Here is a 16,475-nt window from a genome sequence, read left to right as displayed (position 1 = left end):
AGTGAAAATGAGTGAAGTAAGTAATCTCAAAAGCCAGATAGCACTGGTTGATCAAAAGGTTCAAGCTTTGAGAAGTGCACTAACTAAAGTTCAAGGTGTGGATCTTAACGTAGATGATGTAATGGAAGGCTATGAAAAGTTGCATGTATTTGGAACAAAATATGACGAACAAAGACTTCAGGAAAGTAAGGTTATCGTTGACGGAAAAGAGGATCTTGATAAAACATATAAACAAGCTACAATTGATGCTATCAATGCAGAGATTATAAGATTGGACGCAGTGAGGAGATCATTAGATACACAACTTACAGATGCAATTGCTCGAGAAGAATATGAAAAAATGGATAGGAAGAAAAGTAGGAGGTAATTTATGACCGTTACAGTTATTTCAAAAAGTGGATTACTTGATCACGGTAATAAAACAAAAGAAGCTGCAGTAGAGTACCGAAGTCAGATATCATCTGTTCAGAGGAAAATTGAAGCAAAAGTGACGGGACAAGAGGCGAATGCTATTAAAGCCTTTATAGCAAAGTTGAATTCTTTATCTCAAACATTACATGATTCATATCCATTAACATTAGAATTATATAGTGAAGCAGTCCTTAAATATGAAGCAGGATTGACGGCAGCTGGTTTTTCTTCTGAAGTGGTAAAGACAAAAGCAGCAGATATTCAAAGTATTAAGACATGGTTAGGGGAAACAAAAAGTAAAGAGTTTTTGGAAAAAAGTGAAGATCTTGATGCTGCAATTCAAGTAGCAAGTAAAGCACTAGCCCTAGAACCAGGAGCAGTTGAATTTACAAGAGATGCGGGAGCACGTGCACACTCCATAGCAATGAATTTAGCAAAACATGGAGATGAACGTCAAACAACTCATGATGAATTAGAGAATAATTTAAAGCAATTTATTAGTGGTTTAACTGTGGTAAGTGAACGTTTGGTTGGTGTGAAAGCAACATTAGATAACGCAAGATTTATCAGTAGTTTTAGTTTAAATACAGCAATGGATTTAATCTCCAAAGGTTATTTGAACGAACAAAATATGGATTTTCTGGATTCCATTCAAAATGAGGGGGATGCTAAAGTTCTTAAAGTTATTTTAGGAGAACATGGATATAGCGCTCCAACAGGATTTTTTAAAGCATTGGGGAGTGTAGATACGACAAAAGTTAGCCATGCGATGATGGATATTGTTTATAACCGAATTAATAAAGAATTTTCAAATGTGAAAAAAGATAAGAGTCCTGCAATGGAAAATCTTCGTACTTATATTCAAGCAATTGCTAATCAAGACCAAGAAAAAGCAAAAACCTATTTTGAGAATTTAGTCTTGGCTGGAGATAGGTATGCTCAAACAATAACTGAATTGGCAAAGGCTCTAGTTCCTGATTTTCCTAAAACTAACGATAGTGAAAGTGAATTTAAGAATTATGAAGCGGAGAAACTTAAAATCCAACCTCAGCTTGAAGGATTTAATGAACACATAAAACGTGCTGGGGTTTTAACAAGTTTATTTGAATCACTGTACGTAGTGGGCATTGGAAAGTCAAAGAAGGTTTATCCTTCCATGGGCTCAAATATGTCACTAGATACATCTATTGTTTTAAGTGGATTAACGTTTAATGAGAAAAATGGTTTTGAGTTTAATATCTCAGCGCCTGATTCTATGGGAGTTCGTAGAGATGAAAGCTATTCAACAGAATTTTTCAATGCAGGTAGTGGAGTTCAAAATGCTGAAGCAATATCTGAAATTCATGAGTTAAGAGAGAAACGGGATAAAGAGGCAGCTTTATTTGCAGTTGATTTAGCTAAAATGGCCATAGGTTCTTTTATTCCTGGTTCGGGTAAAATACTGGATTTAATTTCTTCTGGCGTTAAAATTGAGAATAATCTTAGTTCAAGTCTAAATTTTGGAGATAAAGCAGGAACTGTAACTTTTTCAGATCTCTACAAGAAAAAAGTGGGAGAGAAAATGTCAGATTCTTCAACGCTTTCAGATCATTTAGAAAAATATTGTGAATATGATCAGAGAATAACAAAACGTGAGCAATTTCTAGCGGGCAGTATCTTTGATACAGGTGGACGTCATCTAACAGGTAATTCTAAAGATAAATTTGTAAAATATGATCTAACTTATGACTTGCAAGCGAATTTGAAGATTCATGATTTAGAAAAGAATGGGTTAAAAACTTTTGTATACCACGATACTAAGGGAGATATCTCTAAAAAGATAAGTTCTATTAAAGAGTATGAGAGAACTATGAAGAAAATTGCATCAACAAATAATATTGATAATCCAAAAGATGAAAAAAATGAAAGATTATTAACTCAAAATACTTTTGATTTGTTTATCAATAAAGGAAATATAGGAGTAAATAACGTAACTTCATCAAATATTTATGAAGGACTAACTAAATTAGATAATACGTTTACAAAAAATGAATCTAGAATATTTCAAAGAGAAAAATATCTTAAATGGGATCCGTATGGATTAAGTACGAATGATTCTAATTTCGGAATAAAACAGGAGAATTCATAATGCGAAACAAAAATAAGGCTAGGTTGCTCATATTCCTAATTATGCTTATTGTTGGCAGTATAATTTTTTTGAAATATAAAAATTCCTCAGAGAAAATTTATAGAAATGAAACTCCTTCAAAAATTAGGGAAATAAAATTGTTGGACAATGATAAATTTGTATTTGTGGCTGTAGATCACTATTTTGATGATGTTATTTTGTTTGGTCAGAATTATATTACAACTTTTTCTTCGCATACACTTGATACTACTAATTTTGAAAAAACTCCTCCAATTGGTAGTGAAGAATATTTTCAAATTAATAGTTATAGTGTACATGATAAAGAAAAAATTGTTAAATTTAATTTATATGAATTACTTGGGAAAAATAATTTATACCGTTCTGTTCATAATTTTCCTTATAGATATTTACAAAATGGCGATGATTACCTGACGCTAGATTTGGAGAAACTAAATATGTACGATATAACAGGTCATGATATTAGATCAGTATTAGTTTCTGTTATTGGAGAGAAATATAAAGATATTTCTAAAAGTGAAATGGAGAAGATTGACAAAGAACAACGATTATATTTTAGTCAAAAATATGATTGGGATAGAGGAGGAATATCTGAGCAAATTGATGATAATTTAGCAAAATATCATCTTTCACGATCTAAAAATTTTATATCCCCGATGAATGATGAACCATCTAAAATTAATGTTAGCGGATCTAACTTTGCTAAATTATTTCCAGAAGTAGAAAAAAATATAAACTATTTAAATCGCATTTATTTCCGGCCTAAACAATACAATGAACGCGAATGGTTTGATAAAATCATTCATTGGTTTGCGCCGGAAGGTCAAGATGTCATGGAACTTTATGCCACAGATGAAACAACTGGAGAGAAAACACAAATTCACTCTTATGACGAGTTCGTAGCATGGATAAAGGCTCATCCAAAACAGGAGGAGGGAAATGAGTAAAAAGAATATTAAACCTGAAAAAATAAAAAGTGTTAAGGCGAAATTTGATGATGCATTTATCAATTTTGGATCTGGGATTGGATTGATTGTTGAAGATGATTCTAAAGCGAAATTAGAAGAATGTTTCAATGGATTTAAAGAAACTGCTGGCACTATTCAAGAGACAATTGTAAGTTTTAACGACTATTTAGATCAAGTAGCTACAGCATTTGAAGATACAGATTCATTTTTAGCATCAAGAATTGAAGGAAAAGGTGATGTAAAAGACTATAGAGAAGGACAAAATTTTAGGTCAAAAATGAGTGACGAAGTTCGTAAGAATATTTTCTATGGTCAGATTTAATTTTACTGTATCCTTCATTAAACTAGAGAGAACCGCGGTTCTCTCTTTTTTCATCCTCTTAACTTTCTCTAACTAGTAATTAATTTGATTTTCAAAGTAATTTTAGGTATGATAGTAAGGTAATATTTTTTAGTGGTATTTGTTTTCGCATAACTAAATGAAGAAAGAAAATAACATTTAATAATATTATGGTATTGGATGAGTGAGATCCCTTTAATAATCTGCGCTCAGTCCAAGCAAAAGTAAAAGTCGCCTCCAAGCAAAATAGAACGAATTATAAAATGGTCCTAGCTTTATAGAGTTTTCTGTAATAATTCATGTGACTTTGTCATACATGAGGTGAAAGCTCTAAAGAAAGACCGAGGTTCGTATTTGGCTTGTTTGATGGAGATTTATTTTTTAAATCTGACGACTTTTCAACAGTAGACAATGAAACAGGATGTGCGATAAGTAGAGATTCGTATCAGTAATTTGCAATTAGTAATAGTAAATTATAAACAATAGATAGGTTAATAAAGACTTGATGTAAATTGTTAGTATTCGACTACTTCCTTACCGAACATCCCCCTTCAATGAAAGGACAGTAATTTTCTATGGCAATTCAATCAAATGATACAGTTCATTCCTATGCGGATAGCATTGTGTCTGCGTCAAATTCAGTGAGCTCTGCTACTGGGACCAAAGATGATGGCAATGTTTATCAAGGCCAGAAAGGAATGTCAGCCAATATTGATGGTGATAAAAATGCCGGTGAGCAAGCAAAGGAGCGGGCGATCGACTTTATCCAAGTACTCCATGGAATTCATGCAGAGTTCCGGACGACAGATGCTTCGATTGCAGGATATATCAATAATCATAGAGGCTCGGGTAGCGAAGAACTGTATAGTTCATCAAAGCATTGAGAAAGGAAGAGATAGATGGTTAAAGTAAACTATGGTGCCCTTCAGACGATGTCCTCTACGACATCAAGTGCTTCTCAGGGACGTGTCGCAGGCTATCAGCAACTGATCAGTGCCTTTAGTACGTTTAGTGGGTCAGATGACCTACAAGGTGCAGGCTATGATGCTACGCGTGCTTATGCGTCAGGAATTATGGTCTCCTATTATCAGGCTTGTATCCTTTATTCTGAAGCTGTTGCAGACGCTGCGGACTTTTTGGCAGATAACTATTCAGCGCTTTGTGGCGCAGAAAGTTTGGATGAGGAACAGCTTTTGGGAGAAATTGAAGGGGCTTCTCGTTTGTCGTTACAAATCGGTGCTTCAATTACTTCTTTGTCCAATCAAAAAAATAGAGATGAAGGACGACTAAGTGCTTTACAAACTCAAGCGTCAAATCTAAACGATCAAATTACTAAAGCTAAGGAAAAATTAGAAAATTTAAGAAAATTTGATTCCAATTCTGCTTCAGCTAACACTGAGGCAAACGCTGCCGCTAGTAGAATTGCTGATGCAGAGCATACTCTTGGTGTCTCGTTTGCTGCAGGGACCTTTGAATGCACAACAAGTACGGATTGGGCTGACACTGTTGCAACAAAATGGGAAGCACGTGCGGTAAGCATGCAAGAGGCTTATACCGAAGCTCTGAGGAAGTTTTATAATGGCGAAGAACTAACAGAGTCAGATTTAACAGCAATTGAACGCTATAATAGTGAGTATCCAGGAGTAGTAGATCAGGAACTTTTACAACATAGCAAAGAAGTGCGATCTCTGAAAGCTGAAGAAATGCGATATCGCGGAATTGTGGATAAGGTAGATAACCATCAAAATATTAGTACTGAAGAAGCTAAATTCATGGATACCTATCACGCGGACCATCCAAATCTTTTAGTAAATAATGATCATGTCAAAAAATATCTAGAAGATAGAAATGGCTATGATTCTTCACTTGAAAACTTAAATAATATGAAGAAGTTAACACAGGAAGATGTTGATAATATTGATAGCTTCTTAAAAAATCATCATAACCAAAAGCTTACAAAAGCACAAGAGGATAGATTGATAGAGGAACGCTATAGACTTGTATCTGAAAAATCTAAGAAGTTTGGCCAAAAAAAATATTCAGATAAGGATTTAGCGGCAATTAAGGCTTACATCAAAAAACATATGAAGGATGATAACAAACCTGGATTGGATATCGATTTATCAAAAGTGAAAGATTTACCTTCATTAGCTGTTTCTTGGTCTGATCTCCAACTTACCGTTGCCAATGTTGTTATGGAAGCTGGAGGAACTGTACAAACTGTAGGGAAAGGTCATTTTGTTGGTGATAATCCTCTTGAAAAAATGCGAAACTTCCGTAATGCTGTCAATAATTCAGACGCTATGAAGGTATTTGATGGCTTCGATGATTGGACAAAGTCTACTTCAAAATTGGGACAAACAGCCAATCACTTAGGGAAATTAGGTGCTGCAGGAGCAGTTCTTTCAGGAGCTTCTACGTATTTAGATGAGAAAGATAAGTATGGTTCAAAAGTTGCCGCGGAAGATGCTGTGGCACATACAGGAATTGCTGCAACATCAACAATAGTTGGTTCTGTTCTTGGTACTGCGATACCAATTCCAGGTGTCGGGACAGCAATTGGAGCAGTTGCTGGCACATATATAGGAAATGCATTGACGAAGGTCTATGATGGAGCAAGACATGAAAAAGTAGAAACGTCGGATGTATTAAGTTGGAGTAATTTCTCTCCTTTTTAAAAAGTATATAGGATATATACAAGTTGCTGTAATTATGGTTTATGAAAGGAAAAATAAATGGGTGAAAAGTTACTTCCTTTAGGATCAGTTGTGAGACTAAAGGATAAGACGAATTTAATGATTATTGGGCGCGGGTCACTAGTTAATCAGAATGATGAAGCAGTGTATTTCGAATACACTAGTATTACAATGCCTTTTGGATATCAAGCGCCAGATCAGTTATACTTTTTCAATCATAGTGATATTGAAGAAGTTGTGTATATGGGTTATAAAAATGATGCTGAGTTACAATTTGAAGAAGAGTTCCCAAAACTGATTGAAAAGTCAGGATACAAAAAAGGAACTGTCGAATAATGGATGAAATATTTGATAATTTCAGCTAATGGAGGCTCCCTCATTGATGGATAAACAAACTACACAACAAGAGAAGTTGGACCTGCTCTACAAGGACCAGATGAGACTAGATATTCAACTAGAGGACAATCAAGATGATCAAAAAGCGCTCCATCAGTTGCGAGAAGATATTGAGTATTCTCAAGGAGATGCTCTTTATCAGCTCAATGATTTACTCTTGATGGGAGTAACACCTTCTCATTGCTCCTTTTACATGGATTTACTAGAAGATGTGGATGCGACGACTCGAAAAATCTTTCTGGATTTGGATGAGCAGGAGTTACAATTAAAACAGCAGTATCGTGAGACAGAGCGCAGGCTTGATGTAGTTCGAGAGAAGCGTGCACAACTCTTAAATGAACTAGCTGAAAAAGAAGCGGAGTAAAAGAGATTTTAGAGAGAACCACTGGTTCTCTCTTTTTCATCCCTCAACTCTCTTCACTTAGTGACGAACTTGCTCTTCAAACTAATTTCCGGTATGATAGTAGAGAATGTTTTTGAGTGATTCTTGTATTTTGGATGGACTAAGCATTATTAGTTTTATTAAGTATTCAAGAGGTCATGAAGGTAAATGCTGGTAAAGAAAGAGGTTGGTATGAGAAAGAAGAAAGTTTTAGTAATGGGGATCGGTATACTTCTTCTTATTGTTATAGTAGCAATTGGATTTTTGTATTTCCGTGGGAGTTCGAAAACTAAAACTTACAATACTTTTCAATCAATAACATCCAATGATATTAGTGTATTTGGTGAAAACAAACAGTTTGTAGCAATGGCAGGCGGATGGGCCCCAGGGAAACGCTATACGATTAGCCAAGAAGGTCACATTCTTTATAAGGTAGGTGGAGAATATATTCCAGAGCATGCACAACAAAAAGGAGAGTATTTTAATCTAGTCATTTTTGATTTAGAAAAAGAGGGGTATCCTTCTGAAAAATTAGATCTTTATAAAGCGGTCTCATCTTATGATTCTTCTTATTTTCCGATCAGTTCAGATTATATTTCACATTATCAAGGAACAGATTATTTACTATTAATTATTCGGTCTAAAGGAGAAACTGGGTCAGATAAAGATAAGAAAGTATTTCTAAATTTAGAAACACATAAAATAAGTGATATTCCTGAAGAATATAAAATAATAAACTCAATGGATAATCTAGAGGACACTTCGACTCTTCCTTTATCCAGTGATGTTAATGCGACCACCTTGGCTGATGTAGCTAAAAATAATGGGTATCTTTTGTTAAATCACTTAAAAAAAGATGGATCAGATAAGGAAACATCGAAACAAGGATATGATATTAATTTAATAAAAGATAATCCACAGATAAAAGAAATTATCAGTAAAGGTGGAACGGTCTATCCTCGTCAAAGTATGGTTTCATCGGAAGAATGGTTTAACCAGATGTTGCATTGGTTAGCTCCTGTGGGAGAAAAGAGCTTGACTATTTACCCCGTAGATAAACCCTATGCTGATAATGCACAACCTTTAACAGACTACCCAATTAAAAGTTATCAGGATTACATTACTTGGAAAGAAAATCAAAAAAAGGAGTGACCGATGTCTAAAGAAACTTATTTACAGCTGAAAAAAGAATTTTTGATGCGTTTTGCGTTTAATGTGGGGATTGCGGGGATCGGTTTGGTGTTATTGATTGTTATGATCTTCAATCAATCGCGCTATATTCCCTACTTGCTCGCGGTTATGGGGATGATTTCCTTGATGAACCAAGTCTTGGTCATGCCAACCAAGACCAAGAAAGATGCCTGTGAGAAAGAGCATCCGGAGTGGAAGGACTTGTCGGTCAAAGGCGTCAAGGTTGATTCTCAGGAACAGTCAAAACGTTATGGGGTGAGCCTGATTGCATTGCTCGTGGTCATCGGGGCTTTCTTTGCCATGTACCGTCCGACCCTCCAAGCGCAAAAAGAGCAAGAGGAGAAAATGGAAATCCGGCAGAAGTTGCAGCCTGTCATGGAGGATATCCAAAAGCAAGAACAAAGCTCGAGAGAAGCGGTCCAGTCACAGATGAAGGACCTGCTTCGGACACCGAGTTCCAGTTCAGAAACAGGGGCAACAAGTGGGGAATGATCAGGATTGCCTGCTGTTGACCAATCATTGAGAAATCACCGTCCTATCGGTGATTTTTTTGTCTTCACTTCTCCCTCGAATTAATCCTTAAATTGTGATAAAATAAGGGTTACGAATGTTTTTAACTGGTCTGTTTTTGCATAGAGTCGGGCCAGTCAAAAGCGAGCAAAAGAATCAAGATCAAGGGAGAAACAATGTCCAACACCTTTGAAATTTTAATGGATCAGCTGGATATGCCGCTGGAGATGCGATCTTCCAGTGCCTTTTTGCATGCGGAGATTCAAGAAGTCGTGGTGCACAAGGTTAGTCGGGTCTGGGAGTTCCGCTTTGCTTTTGCGGAAGTCTTGCCGATTGCTTTGTTTAAGGAATTGCGCCAGCGCTTGAAGGATGAATTTTCAAAGACAGGAAACCAGGCCACCTTTACCATCCAAGTGGCCAATCAGGATTTTTCTGCGGATTTATTGCAGGCTTACTATCGTGAGGTCTTTGAGGAAGGCCCTTGCGCTAGTCAAGGCTTTAAGGGCCTCTACCAAAACTTGCAGGTGCGCGCAGAAGGGCAGGAATTGATCATCTCAGGGCCTTCTTCGGTTGATACAGAGCATTTTCGTAAGAATCATTTGCCCAACCTTGCCAAGCAGTTGGAAGCCTTTGGTTTTCCGCATTTCACCTGTCGGGTGGAGTCTGATGAGGAGTTGACAGAGCAAGAAGTGGCGCGCTTTGAGGAGGAAAATGAAAAGATCTTCCAAGCGGCCAATGAAGAGACCTTGCGAGCTATGGAATCCTTGGCTCAAATGGCTCCGCCACCAGCGGTTGAAGAAAAGCCAGCCTTTGATTTCAAGGCTAAGAAAGCTGCGGCTAAACCTAAGCTAGACAAGGTTGAGATCACTCCGATGATCGAGATCACGACAGAAGAGAACCGGATTGTCTTTGAGGGTGTGGTCTTTGACGTGGAGCACAAGGTGACGCGGACCGGTCGGGTATTGATCAGCTTTAAGATGACCGACTATACCTCGAGTTTTTCCCTTCAGAAATGGGTGAAAAATGAGGAAGAAGCCCAGAAGTTTGACATGATCAAGAAGAACAGCTGGCTACGGGTGCGGGGAAATATCGAAATGAACAATTTCACGCGCGACTTGACCATGAATGTCCAAGACATCCAGGAAGTTGTGCATTATGCCCGCAAAGACCTGATGCCAGAAGGCGAGCGCCGGGTAGAATTTCACGCGCATACCAATATGTCGACAATGGATGCCCTGCCGGAAGTCGAAGAGCTGATCGCCAAGGCAGCTGAGTGGGGCCACAAGGCGGTGGCCATTACCGACCATGGCAATGTGCAGAGTTTCCCGCATGGCTTTAAAGCAGCCAAGAAAGCTGGAATCCAGCTGATCTATGGGATGGAAGCCAATATCGTAGAGGACAAGGTACCCATCACCTATAACGAGGTGGATCTGGACCTCAATGAAGCGACTTATGTGGTCTTTGACGTGGAAACGACGGGACTTTCAGCCATTTACAATGACTTGATCCAGGTCGCCGCTTCTAAGATGTACAAGGGTAATGTCATTGAGGAGTTTGACGAGTTTATCGATCCGGGCCATCCTCTGTCCGCCTTTACGACCCAATTGACAGGGATCACCAACGAGCATGTTCGGGGGGCTAAGCCCTTGGTACAGGTCTTGAAGGAGTTTCAGGCCTTCTGTGAGGGAACCGTTCTCGTTGCCCACAATGCTACCTTTGACGTGGGCTTCATGAATGCCAACTATGAGCGCCATGGTCTTCCCAAGATCACTCAGCCGGTCATCGATACCCTGGAATTTGCCCGCAACCTCTATCCAGATTTTAAACGTCATGGATTAGGGCCATTAACCAAGCGCTTTGGGGTAGGCTTGGAGCACCACCACATGGCCAACTACGATGCGGAAGCGACGGGACGCCTGCTCTTTATCTTCATCAAAGATGTCGCTGAAAAGCATGGGGTGACCAATCTTAAGGACTTGAATATCGATTTGATCGATGAGAATTCCTACAAGAAGGCGCGGGTCAAGCATGCGACTCTCTATGTCAAGAACCAGACCGGCCTTAAGAATATGTTTAAACTGGTCTCGCTTTCTGGGACCAAGTATTTCGAAGGAGTCCCACGGATTCCCAAGACCGTGCTGGATGCCCACCGCGAGGGCTTGATCCTCGGATCGGCCTGCTCAGAAGGGGAAGTTTTTGATGCGGTCATGTCGCAAGGTGTGGATGCGGCAGTCGAAGTGGCCAAGTACTACGACTTTATCGAGGTGATGCCACCGGCTATCTACGCGCCTCTCATTGCCAAGGAGCAGGTCAAGGACATGGAGGAGCTCCAGACCATCATTAAGAGCTTGATCGAAGTGGGAGATCGTCTCGGCAAGCCTGTTCTTGCGACAGGAAATGTCCACTATCTGGAGCCGGAAGATGAGATCTATCGGGAGATCATTGTCCGTAGTCTCGGTCAAGGGGCCATGATCAACCGGACCATCGGGCACGGAGAAGATGCCCAGCCAGCGCCACTGCCAAAAGCGCATTTCAGAACCACCAATGAAATGCTGGATGAATTCGCCTTTTTGGGTGAAGACTTAGCGCGCAAGATTGTCATTGAAAACACCAATGCGCTTGCAGAGACCTTTGAGCCAGTCGAAGTGGTCAAGGGGGACCTCTATACGCCATTTATCGACAAGGCCGAAGAAACAGTTGCGGAATTGACCTATAAGCGAGCCTTTGAGATTTATGGTAATCCGCTCCCTGATATTGTCGATCTGCGGATTGAAAAGGAACTAACCTCTATCTTGGGGAATGGATTTGCCGTGATTTATCTAGCATCGCAAATGCTGGTGCACCGTTCCAATGAGCGGGGCTACCTGGTTGGATCTCGTGGATCTGTCGGATCCAGCTTTGTCGCGACCATGATTGGGATCACCGAGGTCAATCCGCTTTCGCCTCACTATGTTTGCAGCCAGTGCCAGTATAGTGAATTCATCACAGACGGTTCTTATGGATCTGGTTTTGATATGCCGGACAAGGATTGTCCAAACTGTGGTCATAAGCTCAGCAAAAACGGGCAGGATATTCCTTTCGAAACCTTCCTTGGTTTCGATGGGGACAAGGTACCCGATATCGATTTGAACTTCTCTGGAGAAGATCAGCCAAGCGCCCACTTGGATGTCCGCGATATCTTTGGGGAAGAATATGCCTTCCGGGCAGGAACGGTAGGTACGGTCGCAGCTAAGACTGCCTACGGCTTTGTCAAGGGTTATGAGCGGGACTATGGCAAGTACTACCGGGATGCCGAGGTCGAGCGCTTGGCTCTTGGCGCAGCTGGGGTCAAACGGACGACCGGTCAGCACCCGGGAGGAATCGTTGTTATTCCAAACTATATGGATGTCTATGACTTTACTCCGGTTCAGTATCCGGCAGATGATGTGACCGCTGAATGGCAGACTACTCACTTTAACTTCCACGATATCGATGAGAACGTCCTCAAGCTCGATGTCCTGGGACATGATGATCCGACCATGATTCGGAAGCTCCAAGACTTGTCAGGCATTGATCCAAATGATATCCCTATGGATGATCCAGGGGTTATGGCCCTCTTTTCTGGGACAGAAGTGCTAGGGGTGACAGCCGAGCAGATTGGAACGCCGACAGGGATGCTGGGGATTCCAGAGTTTGGGACCAACTTTGTTCGGGGCATGGTCGAAGAGACCCATCCGACGACCTTCGCGGAGTTACTTCAGCTCTCTGGTCTGTCTCACGGTACCGATGTGTGGTTGGGAAATGCCCAAGACTTGATCAAGGCGGGCATTGCCGATCTATCGACCGTTATCGGGTGTCGGGACGACATCATGGTTTACCTCATGCACGCGGGTCTCAAGCCTAAGATGGCCTTTACCATCATGGAGCGCGTGCGGAAAGGTATGTGGCTCAAAATCTCAGAAGAAGAGCGCAATGGCTACATCCAAGCCATGAAGGAAAACAATGTCCCTGAATGGTACATCGAGTCCTGTGGGAAGATCAAGTACATGTTCCCTAAAGCCCATGCGGCGGCCTATGTTATGATGGCCCTTCGTGTGGCCTACTTTAAGGTGCATCATCCACTCTATTACTACTGTGCTTACTTCTCGATTCGGGCCAAGGCCTTTGACATCAAAACCATGGGGGCAGGCCTTGAGGCCGTGAAAGCTCGGATGAAGGAGATTGCTGAGAAACGCAAGAACAACGAAGCTTCCAATGTGGAGATCGACCTCTACACTACTCTTGAGATTGTCAATGAGATGTGGGAGCGCGGCTTCAAGTTTGGCAAGCTAGACCTCTATCGCAGTCAGGCGACAGAATTCTTGATAGATGGGAACACCCTCATTCCACCATTTGTCGCTATGGATGGTCTGGGAGAGAACGTTGCCAAGCAGATCGTGCGGGCGCGTGAAGAAGGAGAATTCCTATCTAAGACCGAGCTCCGCAAGCGCGGCGGTGTATCTTCAACCCTGGTTGAAAAAATGGATGAGATGGGCATTCTCGGCAATATGCCAGAGGATAACCAGTTGAGTTTGTTTGATGATTTGTTCTAATTTAAAGTCAACTTGTTCAAATAAGCCGACTAAGTTTCATCTAATTAAGACTTAACAGTAAAACCAGTAGAGATGATTTTTTATGATTTTCATTTCTACTGCTTTTTAGATATGATATAGTATAAATAAGTTTTTATCCAGAGACTAAAACTTTAGGAAGTTATATATTGAAATTATCAAAAATGATCGCTATAAATTATTAATAATGATACTCTCAAACAAGAGTAGGCTTAACGGAAGTAGTGTTTGCTATACCTTAATAACTTTTCGATATGGAATGGAGATAAGTATGATTTTAGGTGAAACTTATAGGAAAATAAGAGAAGAAAAGGGAATTTCTATTTCTTCATTAGCAGGTGCTGAAATTTCAAAATCTCAAATATCTAGATTTGAATTAGGAGAAACAGAGATTTCTGTCTTTAAGTTATTGTATCTTCTTGAAAGAATAGGAGTAACACTAGAGGAATTTCTGCTTATCTGTAATCATTATCAACCTTCGGATTTTAATACCTTAATAGCTTCTGTTAAACAGGCCGCATATAATGAAGATTCTCAAGCATTACTAGATATGGTAGAGAAAGAAATAGAACTTTTTCATAGGACAAATTCTCATTACCATAAATTAAATGCTATTTTCATTGAAAGTATTGTTTCGGGAATGGATAAGAATCATCAATTGAGTCGTCAAGACGCCTCTTATCTTACAAACTATTTATTTTCTGTTGAAAACTGGGGTTATTACGAAACGCTCATCCTTGGAAATTGCTGTCGTGTTCTATCTCCAGATTTATTATTTAGATATGCCAAAGAGGCGCTCAAAAAAGGGAAGTTGTATAGCTCTATACCTAAAAATAGACAATCTCTCATTCAACTACTTCTCAATTCTTTGATTATAATGATTGAGAACGACTTATATGAGGAATCTTTATTTTTAAAACAGGCTACGAAGAATATATTAGCGGATTCCACAGATTTTTTTGAACAAACTATTTTGCTGTATTTAGATGGATATTTGGAACTGAAATTCTATCATAATCAAAAATCACTTTTAAAAATCGAAGAAGCTTTAAAAATTTTCGAACTCTTCAATAAAACAATCTACAAAAATTACAAAGAATACTTTGAGAAACACATCATTCATTTAGTAGACTAGGCCATTTATCTATAGGGTAATAACGTGATCAAACTCTTCCAATATTTCTGGATTTTGATCATGAGTAATGACAATAACAATTGCATCTTTAATGGATAGAATGTAGTCCATCATTGCTTTGGCTTTTATTGGATCAAGGTTGCTTGTAGGTTCGTCAAAAATATATACAGAATATGGTTTGGCTAAAAACCTAGCTAAATCAATTCGTTGCTTTTCTCCTTCTGAAATGGTTTGATTTGATTGAGATAGACTCTTATTAAGGAAGTCTTCACTAAATCCTAAGGCTTTTCTTAATTTTTCAGTTAAATAAAGGTTTCTGGACAGTTTGATATTCTCTAGGATATTTCCTTCAATCAGAAAATCATTTTTTTGCACAAATGCAATATCTTTATATAACTCCTCTGAGGGAATATCAATATTCTGTTTTCCGTTGATTTTTATTTCCCCATCATAAAGATTTTTGGAATAATAGTTTAGTATTAATTTTACTAAAGTTGTTTTCCCAGCTCCTGAAGCACCTATAATCGCATAGCGTTTGCCTTTTTTAAATTCATAGGAAAAATGATCAAATAATATTTTATTTTCAATTTCATAATGTAATTGGCTAATAGAAATGGTCGAAATGTTATCACAATCAATTGTCCTTGTTTTATGGAAAATTTCATGATTTGTCTCATATAAATTTTCTTGGATATTATCAATAATGGACTTGCTACTGCTGATTAAATTTTTATTGTAAAGAATAGATTGTAATGGAGCAAAAACACCGTTTAATAATTGAATACTTGCTACTAGTAATCCAATAGTCAGTAAGTTATTTCTTACAAAAAAGATACCAGCAACCATACAGGATAGTTGAGAGCCAAAACTTAGTAAAATTCCAGTAGTTGAAGCTAAGTCTTTTAAGAATTGATATGTTTTTCTGGACTCTTCAAATTCTAAACTGATTTCCTGAATTTTTTCTTGGGTCCAGCTTTGAATATTTAATAACTTAATTTGTTCAAAACCATTAATAAAGTTTGTCATTTTTGACAAATAGTGATTATTTTGTAGAGAATAATTATTTGTTGATTTAGTCATTAACTTTCCAGGAATTTGTGATAGAAAAATCGTTATACTCGACAATAAAAGAAAGACTAATGCTAATCGCCATTCTATATAAATAATAGCAACCACACTCATGATAAGGCTCCCTAAATTTGCAATTAGAGAGATTTTAGGGATTAATAAATTTTCTTGAATAAGGTCACTGTTTTTGGTGATATTATTTAAGAAATCTGAATGGTTACGGTTGTCAATTTGGTTAAATTCACGCGATAAATAATGTAATAAGAGACGCCTTTTTAGATCTAAAATAACTTTTTTTACATATTGGTTTTTAAGATAGGAATAGGAACAAGAAATCAAGAACCACAGTAAAATCGAACTTACACAAATAGTGATATGAAAGAGTAATCCACTATTTGAATTAGATATACTATCAAGTATTCTTCCTAATTGGAGAGAGAAGAATGTCATTAAAAGAGCACTTGTCAGACTTAATAAAATAAGCAAGAAATATAGTAATTTATATTGTTTCGTAATCTGCTTCATATTTTTCACCTCTTAATATATGATAGCAACATTATATTCTAAAACTAAAACTCAGGCTGAGATCTCCCATATTTGGGATACTAATTTTATTTCTTTACTATATTTTAGTTTACAGCTA

General features: G+C 38.3%; 13 protein-coding genes. 12 read left to right on the top strand and 1 reads right to left on the bottom strand.

Annotation, left to right across the window (positions count from 1 at the left end; translation table 11 throughout):
- The first annotated feature begins 7 nt into the window (after nt 1-7).
- The 12 genes from AC6IZR_RS09480 to AC6IZR_RS09425 all read left to right on the top strand — a co-directional run bounded on the left by AC6IZR_RS09480 (nt 8) and on the right by AC6IZR_RS09425 (nt 14,764).
- On the top strand, nt 8-367 hold the full coding sequence (locus AC6IZR_RS09480; RefSeq protein WP_497848498.1) for a hypothetical protein: 360 nt from the start codon (nt 8-10) through the stop codon (nt 365-367).
- 3 nt (nt 368-370) lie between these two features.
- Nucleotides 371-2,539 (top strand): hypothetical protein, encoded by a 2,169-nt coding sequence (locus AC6IZR_RS09475; RefSeq protein ID WP_497848497.1) that lies wholly within the window; start codon nt 371-373, stop codon nt 2,537-2,539.
- Nucleotides 2,539-3,504: a hypothetical protein gene (locus tag AC6IZR_RS09470; RefSeq protein WP_497848496.1), complete on the top strand. Its 966-nt coding sequence runs from the start codon at nt 2,539-2,541 to the stop codon at nt 3,502-3,504. Before AC6IZR_RS09475 ends, AC6IZR_RS09470 begins: the two co-directional genes overlap by 1 nt.
- On the top strand, nt 3,497-3,847 hold the full coding sequence (locus AC6IZR_RS09465; RefSeq protein ID WP_480992362.1) for a hypothetical protein: 351 nt from the start codon (nt 3,497-3,499) through the stop codon (nt 3,845-3,847). Before AC6IZR_RS09470 ends, AC6IZR_RS09465 begins: the two co-directional genes overlap by 8 nt.
- Before the next feature lie 593 nt (nt 3,848-4,440).
- Nucleotides 4,441-4,749, top strand: coding sequence for a TIGR04197 family type VII secretion effector (locus tag AC6IZR_RS09460; protein WP_480992361.1), 309 nt, complete (start codon nt 4,441-4,443; stop codon nt 4,747-4,749).
- A 15-nt stretch (nt 4,750-4,764) separates the two neighbouring features.
- The gene (locus tag AC6IZR_RS09455; protein WP_497848495.1) at nt 4,765-6,543 is read left to right on the top strand and encodes a hypothetical protein; all 1,779 of its coding nucleotides are present in this window, start codon (nt 4,765-4,767) and stop codon (nt 6,541-6,543) included.
- A gap of 57 nt (nt 6,544-6,600) precedes the next feature.
- On the top strand, nt 6,601-6,897 hold the full coding sequence (locus tag AC6IZR_RS09450; RefSeq protein ID WP_480992359.1) for a DUF4176 domain-containing protein: 297 nt from the start codon (nt 6,601-6,603) through the stop codon (nt 6,895-6,897).
- Between the two features lie 46 nt (nt 6,898-6,943).
- A complete protein-coding gene (locus AC6IZR_RS09445; RefSeq protein ID WP_497848494.1) occupies nt 6,944-7,321 on the top strand; it encodes a hypothetical protein in 378 nt (125 codons plus the stop codon).
- A gap of 210 nt (nt 7,322-7,531) precedes the next feature.
- Nucleotides 7,532-8,491: a hypothetical protein gene (locus tag AC6IZR_RS09440; RefSeq protein ID WP_480992357.1), complete on the top strand. Its 960-nt coding sequence runs from the start codon at nt 7,532-7,534 to the stop codon at nt 8,489-8,491.
- A 3-nt stretch (nt 8,492-8,494) separates the two neighbouring features.
- Nucleotides 8,495-9,022 (top strand): hypothetical protein, encoded by a 528-nt coding sequence (locus tag AC6IZR_RS09435; protein WP_480992356.1) that lies wholly within the window; start codon nt 8,495-8,497, stop codon nt 9,020-9,022.
- Between the two features lie 194 nt (nt 9,023-9,216).
- Nucleotides 9,217-13,611 (top strand): PolC-type DNA polymerase III, encoded by a 4,395-nt coding sequence (locus tag AC6IZR_RS09430; protein WP_497848493.1) that lies wholly within the window; start codon nt 9,217-9,219, stop codon nt 13,609-13,611.
- A 289-nt stretch (nt 13,612-13,900) separates the two neighbouring features.
- Entirely contained in the window at nt 13,901-14,764 is an 864-nt protein-coding gene (locus tag AC6IZR_RS09425) for a helix-turn-helix domain-containing protein (RefSeq protein ID WP_041818440.1), read from the top strand.
- Between the two features lie 9 nt (nt 14,765-14,773).
- Here AC6IZR_RS09425 and AC6IZR_RS09420 read toward each other — a convergent pair whose 3' ends face one another.
- Complete coding sequence (locus AC6IZR_RS09420) at nt 14,774-16,357, bottom strand: ATP-binding cassette domain-containing protein (RefSeq protein WP_049504099.1); 1,584 nt, start codon at nt 16,355-16,357, stop codon at nt 14,774-14,776.
- Nucleotides 16,358-16,475: the final 118 nt, after the last annotated feature.

The organism is Streptococcus mobilis, assembly GCF_059727625.1.
Note: the sequence above shows the minus strand (reverse complement) of the source record. Positions and strands in the feature narration are given on the sequence as shown.

Coding starts and splice junctions, on each gene's coding strand:
- AC6IZR_RS09470 (WP_497848496.1), top strand. CDS start 2,539: ATGCGAAACAAAAATAAGGCTAGGTTGCTCATATTCCTAATTATGCTT.
- AC6IZR_RS09445 (WP_497848494.1), top strand. CDS start 6,944: ATGGATAAACAAACTACACAACAAGAGAAGTTGGACCTGCTCTACAAG.
- AC6IZR_RS09460 (WP_480992361.1), top strand. CDS start 4,441: ATGGCAATTCAATCAAATGATACAGTTCATTCCTATGCGGATAGCATT.
- AC6IZR_RS09450 (WP_480992359.1), top strand. CDS start 6,601: ATGGGTGAAAAGTTACTTCCTTTAGGATCAGTTGTGAGACTAAAGGAT.
- AC6IZR_RS09465 (WP_480992362.1), top strand. CDS start 3,497: ATGAGTAAAAAGAATATTAAACCTGAAAAAATAAAAAGTGTTAAGGCG.
- AC6IZR_RS09455 (WP_497848495.1), top strand. CDS start 4,765: ATGGTTAAAGTAAACTATGGTGCCCTTCAGACGATGTCCTCTACGACA.
- AC6IZR_RS09475 (WP_497848497.1), top strand. CDS start 371: ATGACCGTTACAGTTATTTCAAAAAGTGGATTACTTGATCACGGTAAT.
- AC6IZR_RS09430 (WP_497848493.1), top strand. CDS start 9,217: ATGTCCAACACCTTTGAAATTTTAATGGATCAGCTGGATATGCCGCTG.
- AC6IZR_RS09480 (WP_497848498.1), top strand. CDS start 8: ATGAGTGAAGTAAGTAATCTCAAAAGCCAGATAGCACTGGTTGATCAA.
- AC6IZR_RS09420 (WP_049504099.1), bottom strand. CDS start 16,357: ATGAAGCAGATTACGAAACAATATAAATTACTATATTTCTTGCTTATT.
- AC6IZR_RS09425 (WP_041818440.1), top strand. CDS start 13,901: ATGATTTTAGGTGAAACTTATAGGAAAATAAGAGAAGAAAAGGGAATT.
- AC6IZR_RS09435 (WP_480992356.1), top strand. CDS start 8,495: ATGTCTAAAGAAACTTATTTACAGCTGAAAAAAGAATTTTTGATGCGT.
- AC6IZR_RS09440 (WP_480992357.1), top strand. CDS start 7,532: ATGAGAAAGAAGAAAGTTTTAGTAATGGGGATCGGTATACTTCTTCTT.